This window comes from Romboutsia sp. LXY-2 (assembly GCF_056171995.1).
This window is the reverse complement of the sequence record NZ_JBKFGI010000001.1, coordinates 897,162-915,193: the sequence shown is the minus strand read 5'-3', so window position 1 is coordinate 915,193 and position 18,032 is coordinate 897,162. Positions and strand designations below refer to the sequence as shown.

General features: G+C 29.0%; 20 protein-coding genes. 16 read left to right on the top strand and 4 right to left on the bottom strand.

Annotated elements, in window-relative coordinates; all coding sequences use genetic code 11:
• Positions 1 to 39: 39 nt before the first annotated feature.
• From recG to ACI48P_RS04465, 4 genes are read left to right on the top strand one after another with little or no spacing between them, the layout of a single operon-like run.
• Complete coding sequence (recG, locus tag ACI48P_RS04480) at positions 40 to 2,097, top strand: ATP-dependent DNA helicase RecG (protein ID WP_475214152.1); 2,058 nt, start codon at positions 40 to 42, stop codon at positions 2,095 to 2,097.
• A gap of 35 nt (positions 2,098 to 2,132) precedes the next feature.
• On the top strand, positions 2,133 to 2,690 hold the full coding sequence (rsmD, locus tag ACI48P_RS04475; protein ID WP_475213868.1) for a 16S rRNA (guanine(966)-N(2))-methyltransferase RsmD: 558 nt from the start codon (positions 2,133 to 2,135) through the stop codon (positions 2,688 to 2,690).
• 3 nt (positions 2,691 to 2,693) lie between these two features.
• On the top strand, positions 2,694 to 3,191 hold the full coding sequence (gene coaD, locus ACI48P_RS04470; protein WP_475213866.1) for a pantetheine-phosphate adenylyltransferase: 498 nt from the start codon (positions 2,694 to 2,696) through the stop codon (positions 3,189 to 3,191).
• Positions 3,192 to 3,194: 3 nt separating this feature from the next.
• Positions 3,195 to 3,719, top strand: coding sequence for a hypothetical protein (locus tag ACI48P_RS04465; RefSeq protein WP_475213864.1), 525 nt, complete (start codon positions 3,195 to 3,197; stop codon positions 3,717 to 3,719).
• Positions 3,720 to 3,794: 75 nt separating this feature from the next.
• Here ACI48P_RS04465 and ACI48P_RS04460 read toward each other — a convergent pair whose 3' ends face one another.
• The 3 genes from ACI48P_RS04460 to ylbJ all read right to left on the bottom strand — a co-directional run bounded on the left by ACI48P_RS04460 (position 3,795) and on the right by ylbJ (position 6,884).
• Positions 3,795 to 4,316: a GNAT family N-acetyltransferase gene (locus tag ACI48P_RS04460; protein WP_475213862.1), complete on the bottom strand. Its 522-nt coding sequence runs from the start codon at positions 4,314 to 4,316 to the stop codon at positions 3,795 to 3,797.
• Between the two features lie 140 nt (positions 4,317 to 4,456).
• Entirely contained in the window at positions 4,457 to 5,524 is a 1,068-nt protein-coding gene (locus tag ACI48P_RS04455; protein ID WP_475213860.1) for an XdhC family protein, read from the bottom strand.
• A gap of 163 nt (positions 5,525 to 5,687) precedes the next feature.
• A complete protein-coding gene (gene ylbJ, locus ACI48P_RS04450) occupies positions 5,688 to 6,884 on the bottom strand; it encodes a sporulation integral membrane protein YlbJ (protein WP_475213858.1) in 1,197 nt (398 codons plus the stop codon).
• 283 nt (positions 6,885 to 7,167) lie between these two features.
• Here ylbJ and ACI48P_RS04445 point away from each other — a divergent pair, with 283 nt between their 5' ends.
• Entirely contained in the window at positions 7,168 to 7,554 is a 387-nt protein-coding gene (locus tag ACI48P_RS04445) for a hypothetical protein (RefSeq protein ID WP_475213856.1), read from the top strand.
• Positions 7,555 to 7,684: 130 nt separating this feature from the next.
• Here ACI48P_RS04445 and ACI48P_RS04440 read toward each other — a convergent pair whose 3' ends face one another.
• Complete coding sequence (locus ACI48P_RS04440) at positions 7,685 to 8,953, bottom strand: nucleotidyltransferase (protein WP_475213854.1); 1,269 nt, start codon at positions 8,951 to 8,953, stop codon at positions 7,685 to 7,687.
• A gap of 415 nt (positions 8,954 to 9,368) precedes the next feature.
• Here ACI48P_RS04440 and ACI48P_RS04435 point away from each other — a divergent pair, with 415 nt between their 5' ends.
• The 11 genes from ACI48P_RS04435 (at position 9,369) to ACI48P_RS04385 (ending at position 17,967) form a co-directional block, all read left to right on the top strand.
• Entirely contained in the window at positions 9,369 to 10,565 is a 1,197-nt protein-coding gene (locus ACI48P_RS04435) for an acetate/propionate family kinase (protein WP_475213852.1), read from the top strand.
• 169 nt (positions 10,566 to 10,734) lie between these two features.
• A complete protein-coding gene (locus ACI48P_RS04430) occupies positions 10,735 to 11,262 on the top strand; it encodes a YceD family protein (RefSeq protein WP_475213850.1) in 528 nt (175 codons plus the stop codon).
• A 13-nt stretch (positions 11,263 to 11,275) separates the two neighbouring features.
• Positions 11,276 to 11,452, top strand: coding sequence for a 50S ribosomal protein L32 (gene rpmF / locus ACI48P_RS04425; protein WP_475213848.1), 177 nt, complete (start codon positions 11,276 to 11,278; stop codon positions 11,450 to 11,452).
• Positions 11,453 to 11,566: 114 nt separating this feature from the next.
• Positions 11,567 to 12,070: a hypothetical protein gene (locus tag ACI48P_RS04420; protein WP_475213847.1), complete on the top strand. Its 504-nt coding sequence runs from the start codon at positions 11,567 to 11,569 to the stop codon at positions 12,068 to 12,070.
• A gap of 194 nt (positions 12,071 to 12,264) precedes the next feature.
• Positions 12,265 to 12,414, top strand: coding sequence for a hypothetical protein (locus ACI48P_RS04415; RefSeq protein ID WP_475213845.1), 150 nt, complete (start codon positions 12,265 to 12,267; stop codon positions 12,412 to 12,414).
• Between the two features lie 24 nt (positions 12,415 to 12,438).
• A complete protein-coding gene (locus ACI48P_RS04410; RefSeq protein WP_475213843.1) occupies positions 12,439 to 13,161 on the top strand; it encodes a serine/threonine protein kinase in 723 nt (240 codons plus the stop codon).
• A gap of 69 nt (positions 13,162 to 13,230) precedes the next feature.
• Entirely contained in the window at positions 13,231 to 13,797 is a 567-nt protein-coding gene (locus ACI48P_RS04405) for a hypothetical protein (protein ID WP_475213841.1), read from the top strand.
• A gap of 172 nt (positions 13,798 to 13,969) precedes the next feature.
• Positions 13,970 to 14,527 (top strand): transcription factor FapR, encoded by a 558-nt coding sequence (gene fapR, locus ACI48P_RS04400; RefSeq protein WP_475213839.1) that lies wholly within the window; start codon positions 13,970 to 13,972, stop codon positions 14,525 to 14,527.
• 11 nt (positions 14,528 to 14,538) lie between these two features.
• Positions 14,539 to 15,558: a phosphate acyltransferase PlsX gene (gene plsX, locus ACI48P_RS04395; RefSeq protein WP_475213838.1), complete on the top strand. Its 1,020-nt coding sequence runs from the start codon at positions 14,539 to 14,541 to the stop codon at positions 15,556 to 15,558.
• Positions 15,559 to 16,803: 1,245 nt separating this feature from the next.
• Positions 16,804 to 17,310 carry a GNAT family N-acetyltransferase gene (locus tag ACI48P_RS04390; RefSeq protein WP_475213836.1) on the top strand — a complete coding sequence of 169 codons (507 nt, stop codon included), beginning with the start codon at positions 16,804 to 16,806 and terminating at the stop codon, positions 17,308 to 17,310.
• Positions 17,311 to 17,832: 522 nt separating this feature from the next.
• On the top strand, positions 17,833 to 17,967 hold the full coding sequence (locus ACI48P_RS04385) for a hypothetical protein (protein ID WP_475213834.1): 135 nt from the start codon (positions 17,833 to 17,835) through the stop codon (positions 17,965 to 17,967).
• Positions 17,968 to 18,032: the final 65 nt, after the last annotated feature.

Genomic DNA, 18,032 nt, shown 5'->3' with positions numbered 1-18,032 from the left:
AGTTATAATAATAAATAATACCAATAGGTGATTACCATGATGGATTTAAATAAAGATATTCAGTATGTAAAGGGAATCGGACCTAAAAAAGCATACAAGCTGAATAAACTAGGAATATTTACTTTAAAAGATTTATTATTTTATTTTCCAAGACAATATGAAGATAGAAATAATCTAAAAAAAATAATACAACTTGAAAATGAAGATAAAGCAACTATAAAAGCTATTATAGTCGGGATAAATACAACAAGCCCTAAAAAGGGAATGAAAATAACTAAGGTGGATGTAAAAGATGAAACAGGCCTTGCTAAGCTTACCTTTTTTAATCAAGACTTTGTAGCGAAAACTTTTAGGCCAGGAGATACAATACTTGTATTTGGTAAGGTTAAAAAAGCTTTTAAGACTATAGAGTTTACTTCTTGTGAAATAGAGCACTTAACTAACGCACCTAAAAATACTTGTAAGGTTATGCCTATATATCCACTTACATATGGAGTAACAAATAAGGAAATCATAAGTATAATAAAATCAATATTAAATGATAATGAAATAAAAATAAAAGAATATATGCCACCTAGAATAATTGAGAAGTATAAGTTATGTAGTATTGACTACGCAGTGAAAAATATTCACTCTCCAAGTAGCAAGGAGGCTTTAAAGATTGCTTTGTATAGAATAGTTTTTGAAGAATTCTTAATTTTACAACTAGGTTTATTTATGTTTAAAAATGGAGTAACAGAAAATGATGGAATTAAGTTTAATAAAAATGAAAATCTTCAAGCTGTAAGAAATTCACTTCCATTTAAATTAACTGGTGCTCAAAGTAGGGCTTTAGATGAGATAATGGTAGATATGGAGTCTGATAAGGTAATGAACCGACTTGTCCAAGGAGATGTTGGTAGTGGTAAAACTGTTGTGGCACTACTTGCCCTTGCAGATTGCGTCTTGAATGGCTATCAGGGGGCTTTAATGGCTCCTACAGAGATTCTAGCAGAACAACACTATATTTCTCTTACAGAGACTTTAAAAGACTTTGGGATGAATGTAGAACTTTTAGTTGGGAGTCTTACTAAGAAGCAAAAAGAAAAAGTCTTAGAGAGAGTTAAAAATAAAGAAGTAGATATACTAATAGGGACTCATGCACTTATAGAAGATAAAGTTGAGTTTGCAAAACTAGGACTTGTTATTACAGATGAACAACATAGATTTGGCGTTAGACAGAGAAGTAAGCTTTCTGAAAAAGGCCAAAATCCAGATATATTAGTTATGACTGCTACTCCGATACCAAGAACACTTGCACTTATTCTTTATGGAGATTTAGATATCTCTATAATAGATGAACTTCCTCCAGGAAGACAACCAATAGAAACTATTGCGCTAGATAAGTCTAAGAGAGATAAGGCATATAATAGCTTGGTAAGGACGGAAGTAGAAAAGGGAAGGCAAGTATACATTGTTTGTCCTTTAGTAGAAGAAAGTGAAGCTATAGAAGCAAAAGCGGCTACAGAACTTGTAGAGGAGCTTAAAGAAGAATATTTTAGCGATCTTAGAGTAGGACTACTTCATGGAAAGATGAAAGGCTCAGAAAAAGATGCTATAATGAAAAGCTTTAAAAATAAAGAAATAGATATATTAGTTTCAACTACGGTTATAGAAGTTGGGGTAAATGTTCCTAATGCTACATTGATGATTATTGAAAATGCAGAGAGATTTGGACTTGCTCAGCTTCATCAGCTTAGAGGAAGGGTTGGTAGAGGTAGCCATAAATCTTACTGTATACTTATATATGCTTCAAAGTCTGATGTATGTAAACAGAGAATGTCTATAATGGAAGAAACTAACGATGGTTTTAAAATTTCAGAAAAGGACTTGGAAATAAGAGGTCCTGGAGAATTTTTTGGAACAAGACAACATGGTCTTCCAGAACTTAAGATTGCTAATATATTTAAACATATGAAAATACTTAAGATTGCTCAGCAAGAAGCCCGTTATATAATGGGAGAAGATAAAAAATTAATTCACTATGAGAATGTATTATTAAAAAAGGAAATTCTTGATAAATTTGAGTATGCAGTGAAAGAAATTTCGTTAAATTAATACAAATTTTGTGATAAAATATACTGAGAGGAGAAATGACATTGAGAGTTATTTCAGGAAAAGTAAGAGGACTAAAATTAGATACTCCTAAAAATGATGATGTAAGGCCAACTACTGATAGAGTAAAGGAGTCCTTATTCAATATAATAAATTCTTACATAATGGATAGTAGAGTACTAGACTTGTTTGCAGGTACGGGTTCTTTAGGGATAGAGTGCCTATCAAGGGGAGCAGAGAAATGTGTCTTTGTAGATGTAAGCAAAGAAAGTATAAGTATAGTAAAATCAAATATTAAAAAAGCAAGAGTCGAAAATGAAAGTGTTGTTATCAATGCAGACTTTAAAGAGGCAATTAAAAGATTAGAAGGTAAGGATAAGTTTGATGTAATATTTATGGACCCTCCTTATTATAAAGAGATGTTTGTTAAAGCTCTTGAAAGTGTAGATAATGCAGATTTACTTGATGAAGAGGGAATAATAATGATTGAGCATGACTCAAAGGATTCTTTCCCAGAAAAAATCGGAAGACTTATACAAAATAAGAGTAAAAAATATGGAAATACTACTTTAACATTTTATAAGATGGAGGACTAATTAATGGTAAATAAAATTCACAGAGCTATGTTTGCAGGAAGCTTTGACCCAATTACCAACGGACATCTAGACATAATCTGTAGAGCATCAAAAATATTTGATGAGCTTTATATAGGTGTATCATATAATCCAAATAAAAAAGGATTATTTACATTTGAAGAAAGAGTAAAGCTAATAGAATCCTGTACAAGTCATTTAAACAACATAAAAATAGTAAGTTTTGATGGTCTATTAGTAAAGTATTGTGAAGAAAATGGTATAGAAACGCTAGTCAGGGGAATAAGAAGTGGGCAAGATGTTGAGTATGAACTTCAGATGGCTCATATGAATAAAGAGTTAAGCCCTAATATTGAGACTGTAATATTACCAACAAGTACAAAGTACTCATTTATTAGTTCATCTTTAATAAAAGAAGTATTAACTTTTGATGCAGATATTAAGAATTTAGTGCCAGAAGAAGTATTAAAGGAGTTAAAAAGAAAAACAAATAGGGGGAATTAGGAAATGAACGTAGACCTAGAGATGATTGAGTTATTCGAAGAGTTAGAAAGCATGATAAGAAATGCATCTTCACTACCTTTTTCAAGTCACAAGTGTAGTATAGAAAGAGAAGAAGCATTAAATATAATAAATGACATTAAGGCTGTTATACCAGAGGAAGTTACTCAAGCAGTTTGGATAAATAAAGAAAGACAAAAAATAATTAGTGAAGCTAAGCAAAATGCTGAAGAAATTATAGCACAAGCCCAAAAAGAAGCTGAAAGAATACAAGCTGATTATGCTCAAAATGTTGAAGAATTAAAGAAGAATTCTGAGGAAATAGTTAATGCATATGTTGAAGCTAGTGATCCTGTAAGTTTAGCTGAAGAAAAAGCTACAGATATGGTTGAAAGAGCTGAAAGAGTTGCTACAGAAATAAGGCTTGGTTCTATAGAATATGCTGAGGATGTACTTTTAAGCGTAGAGCAAAGCTTAAAAAGCATACTTGAAGAAGTAGCAAGAGATAGATCACAACTAAGTAATAAATAAGAGTTGTATAACTCTTTTTTATTATTAGTTGAAAAAGAGAATATAAAAATAAAAACCTTCTTGATGAAGGTTTTTTTAATCTCTAAATATGGACATTATTATTTCGTCGTAATATTTTCCTTCTTTGAATATTTCATTTTTTAATACACCTTCTACTTTGAAGCCGCATTTTTCATAGGATTTTATTGCTCTTTCGTTGAAGGAGAATGTTTGTAGCCTTATTTTATTTATGTTCATATCGTTGAAGATAAAGTCTATTAAAACTTTCATTGCATCTGTTCCATAACCTTTACCCCAGTAGTCTTTGTTTCCTATCATTATTCCTACTATCGCTACTCGAGCAAGCCAGTCTACGCTTTGAATTCCGCAACCACCTATGTATTTGCCTGTTTCTATATCTTCTATGGCAAAGTTATAATTTCCTTGGTTGTTAGATTTTTGTGATTTTATCCATCCTTCTTCTTCCCAACTTGTCATAGGGAATGGGATAGTTGTTACTAGTAGTTTTTTTAGTTCTTTGTCATTTACATATTTTGTAGCAATTTCTATATCATCAGCTTTGTATGCTCTAAGACATACTTTTTCTCCGTAAAACATTAGTATGGCCCCCTTTACTTAATTGAGTTTAGTTATTTACTATAGGTTCTCAATAAATTTATATTATTGTAGGTTATAAAATAAAGGGCGGCAATAATATAATTAAAATTATATATATTAATTTAATTCAAAGAGTGTATTTATATTATTTCTATAAGTACGTCCATAACTCCACCACAGACCATACCCATGGCCTCTGCTACATCGCCAGTCATATCTACACGCTCAATAGAGTATCCCCTTTCGTGTATAAGGTCTCTAGCTTTGTATAAAATTTCGGCCTCGCTACAGCCACCACCAATACTTCCTAAAGTTCTACCATCAAAATAAGCAATCATTTTAGCCCCTGCTTTTCTAGGAACAGATCCTTTAGAAGAAAGTATAGTTAAAAGTGCTTTAGGCATAATATCTTCCTTGTATATTTCAGAGATAACATCATTATCGAACTCAGGATAAGAATGTTTTTTATTTTTACTATCTATAGCTCCTTTATTTTTAAAGGCAATAAGCTGAGAAACTATAGAGATTGCTATTTCATCAGGAGTAACAGCACCAATATCAAGACCTATAGGGGAGTTTACCTTATTAAGAGCTTCTTTAGGATAACCTTCTGAAGCTAACTCTTCCATCATACCTTTTACTCTACGCTTTGATCCAATCATTCCAGTATATCTTAAGTTGTGATTTAAAACATTTCGTAAAACTAGACCATCATGTCTGTGACCTCTAGTAACTATAACCACAAAGTCTGATTCTCTGAAATCAATAAGGTCAAATGATTTCTTAAAATCTTCGCATATAACTTTTTCAGCTTCTGGGAATCTAGAAATATTTGCAAAATAGGGTCTATCGTCAATTATTGTTACTGAAAAACCAACCTTAGAAGCAAATTCTACTAAAGGCTTGGCGATGTGTCCTCCACCAAAAACTATAAGTCTTGGCTTAGGGAAAAAAGGCTCTATTAGAATCAGTTTATTATTTTCGGTACTTAAGGTCTCAATCTTTCCTGTAGAAATAGCGTTATTAATACTTTTGTAAATACTATCTTCAAGAGGTAGAGTTTTATTATCTATATCACTTATAGTTAATAATATTTTTTCTTTTATAGAACCTTTTGTATCACTATCAGGTTTTAAATAAGTAAGCATTACGCATTGAATTCCTTTGTTAACATTGTTAAGTAAATCGTTGTACAATTTATCAAGCATTATATTCACCTTCTACTATTATTTTTATTTAAATGTTTATATTAAAATTATAATACATTTGCCATAAAAAGAACAAGTATTACCCTTAGGGGGTATTTGTTTATGTAAAAAAGGAAGACATTAATTCTTCCTTTCTAATAGGTCTAACTTAGTTATTATAAGATTATCCAATGCTTTTTTCACGGTTAATGCATATGTACAAATATGATATTAAATAAATAATGATAAATAAAGGCAAGATAGATTTAAAATTATTTATATAAGTTAACCAAAGTGAGTTGTTATAAAAAACATCATATATATTTGAAAAATTAGAAACTAAAGCAACAGAGTTTGATATTGGATATAAAACTATGGTAAAGAATGATGCAAAAGTCCCGTGCAATACTTTGCTAAATATGTACAAATTAGTATCAATATCAGTCTTAGATATAAATGTACAGCACTGAGCAAGTATAGAAAGGCCGCTAAAACCGATTAAGAAGCTTGCTAAGGCAACTTTTATTATATCTGGAGAAGAAGTTACCATTGATATATTATTACACCCTATAGTCATTTCAAATAGACCACTTATGAATGCATAACAAAGGTCTTTATTAACTCCAAATAGAGCTAGTGGAATATATAATATTGTTGCGAATAGAGATATTATATTGAACAAAGATAATACTTTAAAAACTACTGAAAATACTATTACAAATCCGCCTATCATAAGTAAGGTATTAACTCCATTAAATACGGAATTTCCAAATAGTACAAAGAATCCTTGATTGTTTGAGTATCTTTCACCTATGACTCTTGTTATATTGCTTCTGATATTGTCTTTAGACTTAGGCAGATATTCGCCGCCATATTTTCTAAATAGTAGCCCAACTGTTATTGAAGATAGATAGTGACAGACGATCATTAAATATCCAAGAGAGGGGTTTTTAAACATACCAGTACCAACAGCACCTATTATAAATAGTGGGCCAGAAGTAGAGCAAAAAGATACTAGTCTTTGAGCCTCAGCCCTAGAAATTTGATGATTACTTCGAAGTTCTGAAGCTAGTTTTGCACCAACAGGATATCCAGACACCGTTGAAATTACAAATACTAGTGCACTTTTTCCTGATACATTAAATATAAATTTTGTAATTGGGTTAATTAAAAAACCTATAATATCAACTACTTTTAGTTCTACAATTAGGTTTGCACCTATAATAAAAGGTAGAAGAGAAGGAATAAGAACACTAGTCCAAATATTAAGCCCACCTTTAGCAGCTTCTAAAGATTCTGAAGGATAGCATATTATTCCAAGTATTAGAAGTAGTACGATTATTATAGGGGTAAAAAATATTATTAGTTTGCTTTTTTTCATATCTATACCACCTAACATATTTAAATAATATAGAACTATTATATTATTCAAAAGTTGGTATTATGCTTTATTAATTATTACTCCACAGTTATAGTTGCCTAATGCCAAGAATATAGCTTGCTTCATTTTTAGTTATCTTATTTAAACATAGCTATTTTATAATTACTCTATAAATTTGCTATCATCCATATAAATATATTATTATTTATTTGTGGTATATTAGTACGAAAGTTTATGCAATATAATTAGTTAAGTTACATAGGTATTAGGGGGGATATAAATAATGGAGTTACAGTCAGAAATTTGGATACTTGCTGTTGTAATTGGAAGTTTGTATATGCTTGTAAAATACATACAAGAATGTAGAGAGAAAATTAGGCTGAAGGTAAGAACGAAGGAAATGGTAGAATCAATAATAGAAGTTAAAATATATAAGAAAGAAATGGTAGATGGGTTACCTATGAGTACTACTGTATCTGGAAAATTTGCCTATCCTAGATATCCTGATACATGTATGATATTTTGTAGTGATGAGAATAGGGATTATTCTTTTGATGATAAAGATACCTTTGATAATTATGATGTTGGAGATGTTATAAGTATTAAGATTGTAGAAAGAATAGATAAAAATGATTGTGTGATTTCTTATAGGATAGTTGATATATTGTAATAGATTGTTGTGTATAACAAAATTTTGAGTTCTTAGATATTATATAAGTATAAAAAATAGTGAGGTAAGATACCTCACTATTTTCTATACTTATATAAATTATCTACGAAATTATAGTAGTAAATTAAGTTTACCTAACGTAGGTTGGGGTGATGTAAAAGTCCATAGGCCCTTTTAAAAGATTTTTATTATTTTTATAGTAAAGCATATTGTACATGTTACTAGCTTTAAGATCGTATGAAATTAAAGTTTTAAATTTATCATCATTCATATTGAAAGAGATATTAGAAAATTTGTTTATTATATTTATTTCAGAATTAGTCTTAATAGCTTTGATTATTTCACGGCCTTTATCATTAAAAGCTAAAATTCTTACATAAGGCATAGTTTCTATATCTTTTACTTTCCTCATATCATCTTTAGTAATACCAAGTAAGATGTTGTTTAAAGTTCTTTTTATTTTTGTAAGAGTATATCTTTTTGATTTTACTTCTTGTTGAAGTTCACTTAAAGAATTTGAAGTAAATACACTTTGGTATATTTTATTTTCTATACCTTCATTTACATCAAAATAAGTGTTTAGTATATCAACATCTCTAAGTATTGTAGAAGATAATAGGTCAAAATAATAATCATCAAACATTGGATTAAAGTTAGAAGTTATTTTTTCCTCCATTTTGTTATATGTAGGAGATGGAACAACATTACTTATATCATTTAGATTATTATTTTCCTTTAATGATTTTCTTATTGCAGTAGCAGAGCAAATATTACTATTAATATCTTCAGAATTATATGCTGCGGATACTCTTGTTATCGTATAAGGTTTAATATTACTATTTAACTTAAACAAGCTTTTTATGTATTCTAGTCCTAGTATGTTGTTTGATGAATTAAGAATTTCTAATAAGTCTTCTTTAGAAACATTTAATAACTTGTATTTTGAAATATAATCAAATAAAGCATTACTTCTAGCGCTAGGATAAAGCATACCTTGGTTTAGATAGTCTTTTAAAAGGATTTTAAATTCTTCCGGTTCATCTACTAATATTTTTGAAATAGTAGAAAGAGTATTTATATTGCCTTCCTCGCTTCCAAAGCAAATTGAATTTATACAGTTTAGAGAGTTTAAAGTATTTACAGCTCCGTAAGCAAAAATCTCAGCACTTTGGCAAGCAAACAATGTAGGAAGTTCTATTACTAAATCAACTCCATTTTTTACAGCCATTTCAGCTCTAGTATATTTATCAAATAATGCAGGTTCTCCTCTTTGAAGAAAATTACCGCTCATTATTGCTACAGTGTGAGTAGCATTTGTTATTTCCTTTGATTTTAATAGATGATATAAATGACCATTGTGGAATGGATTATATTCAACGATTAAACCTAATATATTCATTATTTTCTCCTTGGATTTATATTTATTTTATTAAGTATGAAACTTAGTAAAATTATAAATAATATTATAGGTGAATATTTATAAAAAAATATATAAAAAATAAAGGGAAAACGATATTTTTGTGGAATTATAATACCGTATGCGCAAACTATGATGTTTCTTATACATTTATAATATTTTTTCAAAATTAAAATATTCTATTATAATATTATAACAAATAGAGAAAAATAATCTATGTCAACGCAAATTTCTTGATATTTTTGAAAATCTTATAAAGAGTATGTACTTTTTATGTAAAAGATGTTATATTATTTAAAGAAATGAATGTTCAATGTATACAATGTTACAAGATAGGTAAATTTAAGGTCTTAATGACTTGTTACATATTATTGATAAAATTTAAGGAGGTATACTAATGAAAGTATTAGTATTAAACTGTGGTAGTTCTTCATTAAAGTATCAATTAATAGATATGTCAAATGAAGAAGTTTTATGTATAGGATTAGTTGAAAGAATCGGGATAGAAGGTTCTGTATTAAAGCAAGAGAAAGATGGAGTAGAAGGTAAATACGTTGTAGAACAACCTATGAAAAACCATCAAGATGCTATAGAACTAGTATTAAAAGGTGTAGTAGATCCAACTTACGGTGGAGTTAAAGAAATAAGCGAAGTTGAAGCTGTAGGACACAGAGTTGTTCACGGTGGAGAAAAGTTCGCATCTTCAGTTGTAATAACTGATGAAGTTATGGCTGCTTTAGAAGAGTGTGTTGAATTAGCACCACTTCACAATCCAGCTAACATAATGGGAATAGAAGCTTGTAAAGCTATACTTCCTGGAGTACCAATGGTAGGAGTATTCGATACTGCTTTCCATCAAACAATGCCTAAGTCATCATACTTATATGGTTTACCTCATGAATTATACACTAAGTACGGAGTAAGAAGATACGGATTCCACGGAACTTCTCACTACTACGTTTCTCAAAGAGCTGCTGCTATGTTAGGTAAGAATCCAGAGGACGTTAAAGTTATAACTTGTCACTTAGGAAACGGAGCTTCTATAGCTGCTGTTGATGGTGGTAAGTGTGTTGACACTTCTATGGGATTCACTCCATTAGAAGGTTTAATAATGGGAACTAGATGTGGAGATATAGATGCTGCTATATTACCATTCTTAATGGAAAAAGAAAACTTAGATGCTAAAGGATTATCTGATTTAATGAACAAGCAATCAGGTGTTTACGGTATGACTGGAATATCTTCTGACTTCAGAGATATAGAAGGTGCTGCTAAAGAAGGAAATGAATTAGCTCAAGTTGCTTTAGATGCATACGCTAAGAGAGTTAAGCAATATATAGGAGCTTACGCTGCTGAAATGAACGGTGTTGACGCTGTTGTATTCACTGCTGGTGTAGGTGAAAATGGAATAGATATGAGAGCTGAAATAGCTGCTAACATGGAATTCTTAGGAATGAAGTTAGATGCTGAAGCTAATAAGGTTAGAGGAAAAGAAAGAGTAATATCTACTGAAGATTCTCAAGTTAAGATATTATTAATACCTACTAACGAAGAATTAGTTATAGCTAGAGATACAGTTAGTTTAGTAAAATAATTAAATTTGGTTATAATATATTTAAGGTAGGTTATTAACCTACCTTAAGTCATGTTAGTCACCATTACAAAAAAGGTAATACTGACAAATTTATCTATCAAGTAAAAATACTTGACAAACAAATCTCAGATTTGTATAATAAATTTGGCGACAAATTGAGGTGAGACCAATGAAAATTAATTTAGATAAGTTACTTAGAAGAGAAATTGAGAAAATAGACTTGAATTTTTCTGAAAAAGTTGATACTATTAATTATTGTGATAACATTTATAGACTAACTTCACCTATAAATATTGAAGGTAAAATATCGACTAACAATAAGGGGTTGTATATAGATGCAGACGTTGAATTTACAATACTTGATAGTTGTGCAAGATGCCTTGAAGATGTTGAAGTACCTATAAATTATTCTATACAAGGTTTTTTAGTTAAAGAAGACTATGTTGAAGATGAATTTGAAGATTATGATGCGTTCTTTATAGAAGGGGCTGACTTAGACCTTATGTCTATAATAGAACAAACATTAGACTTTAATTTACCGCCTGTTAGTCTTTGTAATGAAGATTGCCAAGGTCTTTGTCAAGGCTGTGGCGCAAACCTGAACAAAGAAAATTGTTCTTGTAGTGAAATCGCGAACGACGAGGAGATTATAGATCCCCGTTTTGCTAAATTAAAAGATTTATTTAAAAATGACTAAGGAGGTGGCGTAAATGGCAGTACCAAAGCGTAAGACGTCTAAATCAAAAACTAAAATGAGAAGAGCGGCTAACTCAAAAATGACAGCAACTGGATTTGTAAGTTGTCCACAATGTCATGAGCCAAAGTTACCACATAGAGTATGTCCAGATTGCGGACATTATAAAGGTAAAGAAGTTGTTGGAGAATAATAACTTCTAATCAAAACATGTAGTTAAGCTACATGTTTTTTTTATTGTAATAATAAATGAATATTTATTTATGCCTTGCAAAAACTATAAAAAAAATCATTTATGGAGGTACATATGAAAAAGGCTCATTTACTTATAACTACAATATTATTTATTTGTGTAATTACATATATAAAAGGGGAGATTTCATATGGAAATGAAATCGTACAACCTAAAAATCAAATAGTTCATGATTATATATATAATGATTTAGATAGACTATCATCTAAAATTCACTTAACTGCAAAGACTATAATAAATGCAGATGATGAAGAATTTAAAAATAACAAAGAAAAATACTTAAAGGAAATAGATTTTATAATAATCGAGATAAATTCTTTAATTCTTGATATTCAAAAAAAATACAGTCAATACAAAGATGATAATTATACATTAAATAGTCTTTACGCAATAGGATTAATACTAAATGAATATAGGTTTGCCTTGACGCAATTAGAAGCATATATTTTAGCAGAAACGGATGAAGATAAGTATATTAATTTACAATTGTTTTATGTAGTTAATTCCGAAGCAAATTCTAAACTAAGTCTTTTTAAGACTTATATTCCTAAATCATAGTTTAGCTTTAAAATATATTAAAAAAATAAAGATGTATGTAGATTTGGATAAATTCAAATTTATATACATTTTTTATATTTAAAACAAGGATTCATATTATTATGAAAAAATATAAAATATGCTATTAAGTAACAAAATAGAATAATATATCATATAATTTAATACAGCACTAAAATTATATAAGAGGTGAGGTTATGGAATCTTTAAAAGAGCAATCTTATCAAGGATCTAGTCATTATACAAGAGCAGGTAAGTCTAAGGCATCAAAAAGTGGATCTAAGTCAGCTGCATCAAAGAGTGGATCTAAATCAAATGTATCAAATAGTAAGCCATATAGTGCATAATATATGAATATATGGGGGGATATTATGGATAAGCATTATGGCCCTGGTGATAATATAAATCAGTACTCTATTATAAAAATAATAGGGGAAGGCAGATATGGCATTGCATATTTAGTGGAGGATTTAAACCTAACTAAATATGTATTAAAACAACTAAAAAATGAGATGCTAGAAGCCTCTAGAAAAAAAATGTTCTATGAAGAAGAAATATTAAAAATATTAGATGATGATAGGTTTCCTAAGTTTATAGAAAAGTTTAATTATGAAGGTAGTCAAATTTATGTATTAGAATATATAGATGGTAAAGATTTTGAAGTAATATTAACTGAAGATGAACATGAGTTTACTAAGGACGAGATATATGATATAGCCGAACAACTTGTAGAAATAATTACTACTCTTCAAGAATTAGGTATAATTCATAGAGACTTAAGAACGCCAAATATAATACTTGATGAAGAGAATAAAATAAAGTTAATTGATTTTGGATTATCAAGATATATAGATAGTAAAAGATATGTAAAAGAAGTAGATTACTGGTATGTTGCAGATTTTCTAATACATCTATATTACACATCATTTTATGAGGAAAGTGATTTAGAAGAAAGACCATGGTTTGAAGAACTTAATATAAGCAAAGAAGAATCTTTGTTTTTAAAAAGATTAATGGGTATTGAAGTCAGTTTTAAAAGTGTAGATGAAATAAAATTTAGTCTTCGAGATATAAGAATTCTAAATAAGGGTTAAACATATAGATATTGCTTAAAAAGGTTAATCATTTAACGTTTAAGCAATATATAAATGGAGATGTATAATGTGGCAAATATTAATCAAATACTAGAAATTGATATGAGTAGCTTTAGAGCAAATCAATATTCTAAAAGACCATTTAGAGCTATAGGGCTAGTGGATGTGAAAATTAAATATTCTTATGGAGTAGAGATAGTAACATTAGCTTATTATAGGTCATCAGGAACTAATGATGGTAAGGTAAAGGGATTATGGTATCCTATTGTAGGTATTAAACTAAAAGAGGGCGAATTTGGTGAGTTTACAGATTATATAAACTATGTTCTATCTAATACAACACTAGATAGCACTGCAATAAAAGGATGGCTCTGTAAATCAGTTTTCTTTGGTCAATTGAATGACAATTCTAAGAAGCCTGGTTTCTCAAATGGAAAGCACTATAGAGCACTTTTGGAAATAGGAGAAACCCTGAAAGAGTTGTATGAAAGAGGAAGATATAGCAAAATGAAATCTCTAGATAGCACAGAATTAAATAAATATTTATCTTCTCTTAAAATTTACAATGGAAATAATCATAGTCAAAGAGAAAATTTTGAAAAATTTGTTCAAGATATATACAATGATTTTAGATAAAAGCATATCTTTATGATATGCTTTTATATTTTGAAGGTTAATAAATGTAGTGTTTTCATTGGATGCTATAATGTATATAGGATATAATATAACTATTGATAATTTTACTAATGTATCATAAACTACTATTAGTAGCTAGTATAAATTTCAGACATAAACACCTGGAGGTAACATGAAAAAGAAAAGCAAGAAGCAAAGACAAGAAGAGCTTGTGGACATGCTTAAAGACGATACTTTCTATACGGATGAAGAGCTTGCTAATATTTTTGAAGTAAGCATTCAGACTATAAGATTAGATAGAATGAGTTTAAATATACCTGAGCTAAGAGAGAGAGTCAAGTCTATAGCAAAGATACAAGGCTCAAAGGTAAAGACATTAGGTCTTACAGAGATTACGGGAGAAATTATAGACTTAAATGTAGGTGATGTAGGTATATCTATGTTAGAAATCACTGATGATATGATTTACTCCAAAACTAATACCCTAAGAGATGTATATATATTTTCTATGGCAAATTCATTAGCTATGGCTGTAATAGATGCACCAAAGGTGAGACTTTCAGCTTGTAATTCTGAGTATTTAAAACTGATAGAGAAAAAAGATAGACTGATAGCAAAAGCTGAAATATCTAAAGTAGAAGATAAGAAGCACTACATAAATGTAATTGTAAATAATAGATTGCAAGAGCAAATATTTATAGGTGAATTTGTATTTGAGGAAATAGAATAGGAGGAGTACAGATGAAGATAGTTATTGACGGAATGGGTGGAGATAATGCACCAAAGTCTAATGTAGAAGGTTGTGTTGCAGCAATCAAAGAATATGGGGTAAACTTAATTGTTACTGGAGATAAAGACATATTAGAAGCTGAATTTGCAAAATATGATTTTGACAAAAGCAAGTTAGAAATAATACATACAACTGAAATAATAGAAAATGAAGATAAACCTGTAAAAGCCATAAGAAGCAAGAAGGATTCTTCAATGGTAGTAGCGCTTAGACAAGTTAAGGAAGGTAATGCTGGGGCTGTTGTATCAGCTGGTAATACTGGTGCTTTACTTGCAGGTGGGTTATTTGTTGTTGGAAGAATAAAAGGGATAGATAGACCTTGTTTATGTCCAGCACTACCTAACGTAAAAAGAGGTATGACAATAATAGCTGATGGTGGAGCTAATGCTGATTGTAAGCCAAATAATTTAGTTGAATTTGCTGTAATGAGTAGTATATACTCTAACAAGGTTTTAGGAATAAACAGTCCAAGAATAGCTTTAGCTAACGTGGGCATAGAAGAAGGTAAAGGTAATGACTTAGTTAAGAAGTCTTATGAAGAACTTAAAAAATTAGATCTTAACTTTATAGGAAATGTTGAAGCTAGAGATGTAATAAATGCTCATACTGATGTAATAGTGTGTGATGGATTTACAGGTAATATATTATTAAAAGCTACTGAGGGTGTAGCTATGTCTGTTATGGGTCTATTAAAGGAAACGTTCTTATCAAGTACTAAAGGTAAAGTTGGAGCTATGCTACTTAAGAATGATTTAAAGAAATTAAAGAGTTATATGGATTATTCTGAGTATGGTGGAGCACCACTTCTTGGAGTAAATGGTGGAGTTATAAAGGCTCATGGTAGCTCAAATGGTGTTGCAGTAAAGAATGCTATAAGACAGGCTATAAAATTTGTTGAAGGTAATGTTGTTGAAGATATCAAAGCTTATGTTGACAGCGTTAAAGTAGAAGAAAATAAAGATGAAGAATAATATATAAGAGTTGCTGTTAGAGCAACTCTTTTTGCGTATAAGGAAAGTCTGAGAGCGACTATCTGTGTATAGTTCATGTAGAATATAATCATGATGTTTAGTTTTATAGATAGAGAAATATTTATAGATATGTTTTGAAAACTTGAAATTATATAAATTTTAAATTAGTGGAGTATGAAGTGTTTTAAATAAAAATAAAATAAAACTATAAAATATAGTTTATAAAATAACGGTGAAAGTGAGTTTGAATAAAAAAATAGTATAAAATGATATTTTTATATAAAGTTTTATTTATATTATAGACAAGGTACAAAAAATATAATATATTGTATACATAGACAACAAGAAACGACAATAAGCGATATACAATAGGAATTGACATAAGGGGGGGAGTTATTCTCCTCCTACCATAATCCCAAAATGTATTAAGTAAATAATACTATATCCCCTATGTAGTATTAAGATAATAATACCCCTCTTGATAAAGACTGTAACGGAAACAGTCTTTTTTTTATGTATAATAATATGAGATTTATAAAAATATAATCAAGTGAATTAAGTGACAATGGTGTGAAAATAATGGAGATTCTATTAGAAGAAAAAATAGGAAGTTGTATAAAAGTAGAATGGTAAAGATATAAACATTAAATATGGTGAATGAGCAGCAATAAATTATAAAATCTAATTTAGGAGATAGAAAAAATTAAAAAGTGTTAAAATAATCTTTTAAATTAAAAGATAAAATATAATTTTAATTAATTGCTTCGATGAAAGAATAAAAGAGTTATAAATAATAAAAAATGATATAAAATGCTATTTTTATATAAAGTTTTATTTATATTATATACAAGGTATAAAAAATATAATATATTGTATACATAGACAACAAGAAACGACAAAGATTGATAGGCGGTAGGAATTGACATAAGGAGGAGATAATTAATTCTCCTCCACGTATAATATTAAACTTTATAGCGCAAAATAATGTTATATCCCCTATGTAACATTGCAGTATACTATATTCCCCTGTATAGTATATAACTAATATCCCCTTTTACAAAGACTGTATCGGAAACAGTCTTTTTTTATTGCAAAAAATTAATCATATGTAAATTCAAGTAATAGGACCTGTTTTAAATAATTTGAAAATCATATATAAAGAACAAATATGCAATTGTTATATAATGCGAATTAAAAGTAATTTTGATACTATTTATATAAATAAGAATTTGTGGGGGGAATACTATGCCTATAGAAAGTGTAATACAACCAGAATGTATTAATATTAATAATGAAATTAGGCTACGTAAATATGATGGAAGAATAGACTTTGCACTAAGTTGGTATCAAGATGAGGAAACACTCATGCTTGTTGATGGGAAAAATGAGATATACAATATGGAGCGTTTAAATAGAATGTATACCTATTTAGATAAACATGGTGAACTTTACTTTATCGAGTATAAAATAAATGATATATATGTTGAAATTGGAGATGTAGCATTTAGTGAATATGATATGCCGATTATAATAGGAAATACAAAATATCGTGGTTATGGAATAGGTAAAAAGGTAGTTATAAATTTAATTGAGAGAGGAAGAAATCTGGGATATGAAAAACTATTTGTAAATGAAATATATAGTTACAATACAGGTTCACAAAAGCTATTTGAGGGGGTTGGATTTAAAAAGTATGAACAGACAGTTAAAGGGCATCGTTATTGTCTGGATTTAAATAATAAAAAATATTAGAAAAGTTTTGATTGTACTATGATTTAAAAGAATATTGTATAAAATATTTTAATTGATTTTAAAAAATAGAAGTTGTAATAAAAAAATATCGCAAAATGTTATTTTTATATAAAGTTTTATTTATATTATAGACAAAGTATTTAAAATATAATATATTGTATACATAGACAACAGGAAACGACAAGAACTGATAGACATTAGGAATTGACATAAGGGGGAGAAAATTAATTCTCCTCCAAATATAAACTTAAACTGTATAAGTAAAATAATGTTATATCCCCTATATAACATTTGAAAATACTATATCCCCTATATAGTATAAAACACAATATACCCTTTTGATAAAGACTGTATCGGAAACAGTCTTTTTTTTTTTATGTAAGTAAGTTTGGAAATTATAACAAATATCAAAAAATATTTAACCAAGTGTTAACTAAAGAATGTTAGATTTAGTATAGAGAAGTATTTACTGTAGAAAGGCATATTAAAGAAGATTGAGATGAATTTACAGTAGAAATAAGAATGAATTCTTCAGATAAAAAACATTATAAAGTAGAAAAGAAAGATGGAGCTGACTTTATAATTATTAGTATCGCTACTCTTATTAAAGTTGTGTCAATATTTGAACAAAAAGAACTGTACAGCGATTTGAAATAATAGGAAAACGTGGTATAATGAGTTGATATATTAGTAACAAGGTAAAGTATAAAAGTAAATAACAA

Bases quoted from the DNA above. Each gene is read 5' to 3' on its own strand.
- fapR (WP_475213839.1), top strand. From the start codon at position 13,970: ATGAAAAAGAAAAGCAAGAAGCAAAGACAAGAAGAGCTTGTGGACATG.
- ACI48P_RS04415 (WP_475213845.1), top strand. From the start codon at position 12,265: ATGGAATCTTTAAAAGAGCAATCTTATCAAGGATCTAGTCATTATACA.
- ACI48P_RS04385 (WP_475213834.1), top strand. From the start codon at position 17,833: ATGAATTCTTCAGATAAAAAACATTATAAAGTAGAAAAGAAAGATGGA.
- ACI48P_RS04420 (WP_475213847.1), top strand. From the start codon at position 11,567: ATGAAAAAGGCTCATTTACTTATAACTACAATATTATTTATTTGTGTA.
- rpmF (WP_475213848.1), top strand. From the start codon at position 11,276: ATGGCAGTACCAAAGCGTAAGACGTCTAAATCAAAAACTAAAATGAGA.
- recG (WP_475214152.1), top strand. From the start codon at position 40: ATGGATTTAAATAAAGATATTCAGTATGTAAAGGGAATCGGACCTAAA.
- ACI48P_RS04455 (WP_475213860.1), bottom strand. From the start codon at position 5,524: ATGCTTGATAAATTGTACAACGATTTACTTAACAATGTTAACAAAGGA.
- ACI48P_RS04430 (WP_475213850.1), top strand. From the start codon at position 10,735: ATGAAAATTAATTTAGATAAGTTACTTAGAAGAGAAATTGAGAAAATA.
- plsX (WP_475213838.1), top strand. From the start codon at position 14,539: ATGAAGATAGTTATTGACGGAATGGGTGGAGATAATGCACCAAAGTCT.
- ACI48P_RS04465 (WP_475213864.1), top strand. From the start codon at position 3,195: ATGAACGTAGACCTAGAGATGATTGAGTTATTCGAAGAGTTAGAAAGC.
- ACI48P_RS04460 (WP_475213862.1), bottom strand. From the start codon at position 4,316: ATGTTTTACGGAGAAAAAGTATGTCTTAGAGCATACAAAGCTGATGAT.
- coaD (WP_475213866.1), top strand. From the start codon at position 2,694: ATGGTAAATAAAATTCACAGAGCTATGTTTGCAGGAAGCTTTGACCCA.
- ACI48P_RS04435 (WP_475213852.1), top strand. From the start codon at position 9,369: ATGAAAGTATTAGTATTAAACTGTGGTAGTTCTTCATTAAAGTATCAA.
- rsmD (WP_475213868.1), top strand. From the start codon at position 2,133: ATGACATTGAGAGTTATTTCAGGAAAAGTAAGAGGACTAAAATTAGAT.
- ACI48P_RS04445 (WP_475213856.1), top strand. From the start codon at position 7,168: ATGGAGTTACAGTCAGAAATTTGGATACTTGCTGTTGTAATTGGAAGT.
- ylbJ (WP_475213858.1), bottom strand. From the start codon at position 6,884: ATGAAAAAAAGCAAACTAATAATATTTTTTACCCCTATAATAATCGTA.
- ACI48P_RS04390 (WP_475213836.1), top strand. From the start codon at position 16,804: ATGCCTATAGAAAGTGTAATACAACCAGAATGTATTAATATTAATAAT.
- ACI48P_RS04440 (WP_475213854.1), bottom strand. From the start codon at position 8,953: ATGAATATATTAGGTTTAATCGTTGAATATAATCCATTCCACAATGGT.
- ACI48P_RS04410 (WP_475213843.1), top strand. From the start codon at position 12,439: ATGGATAAGCATTATGGCCCTGGTGATAATATAAATCAGTACTCTATT.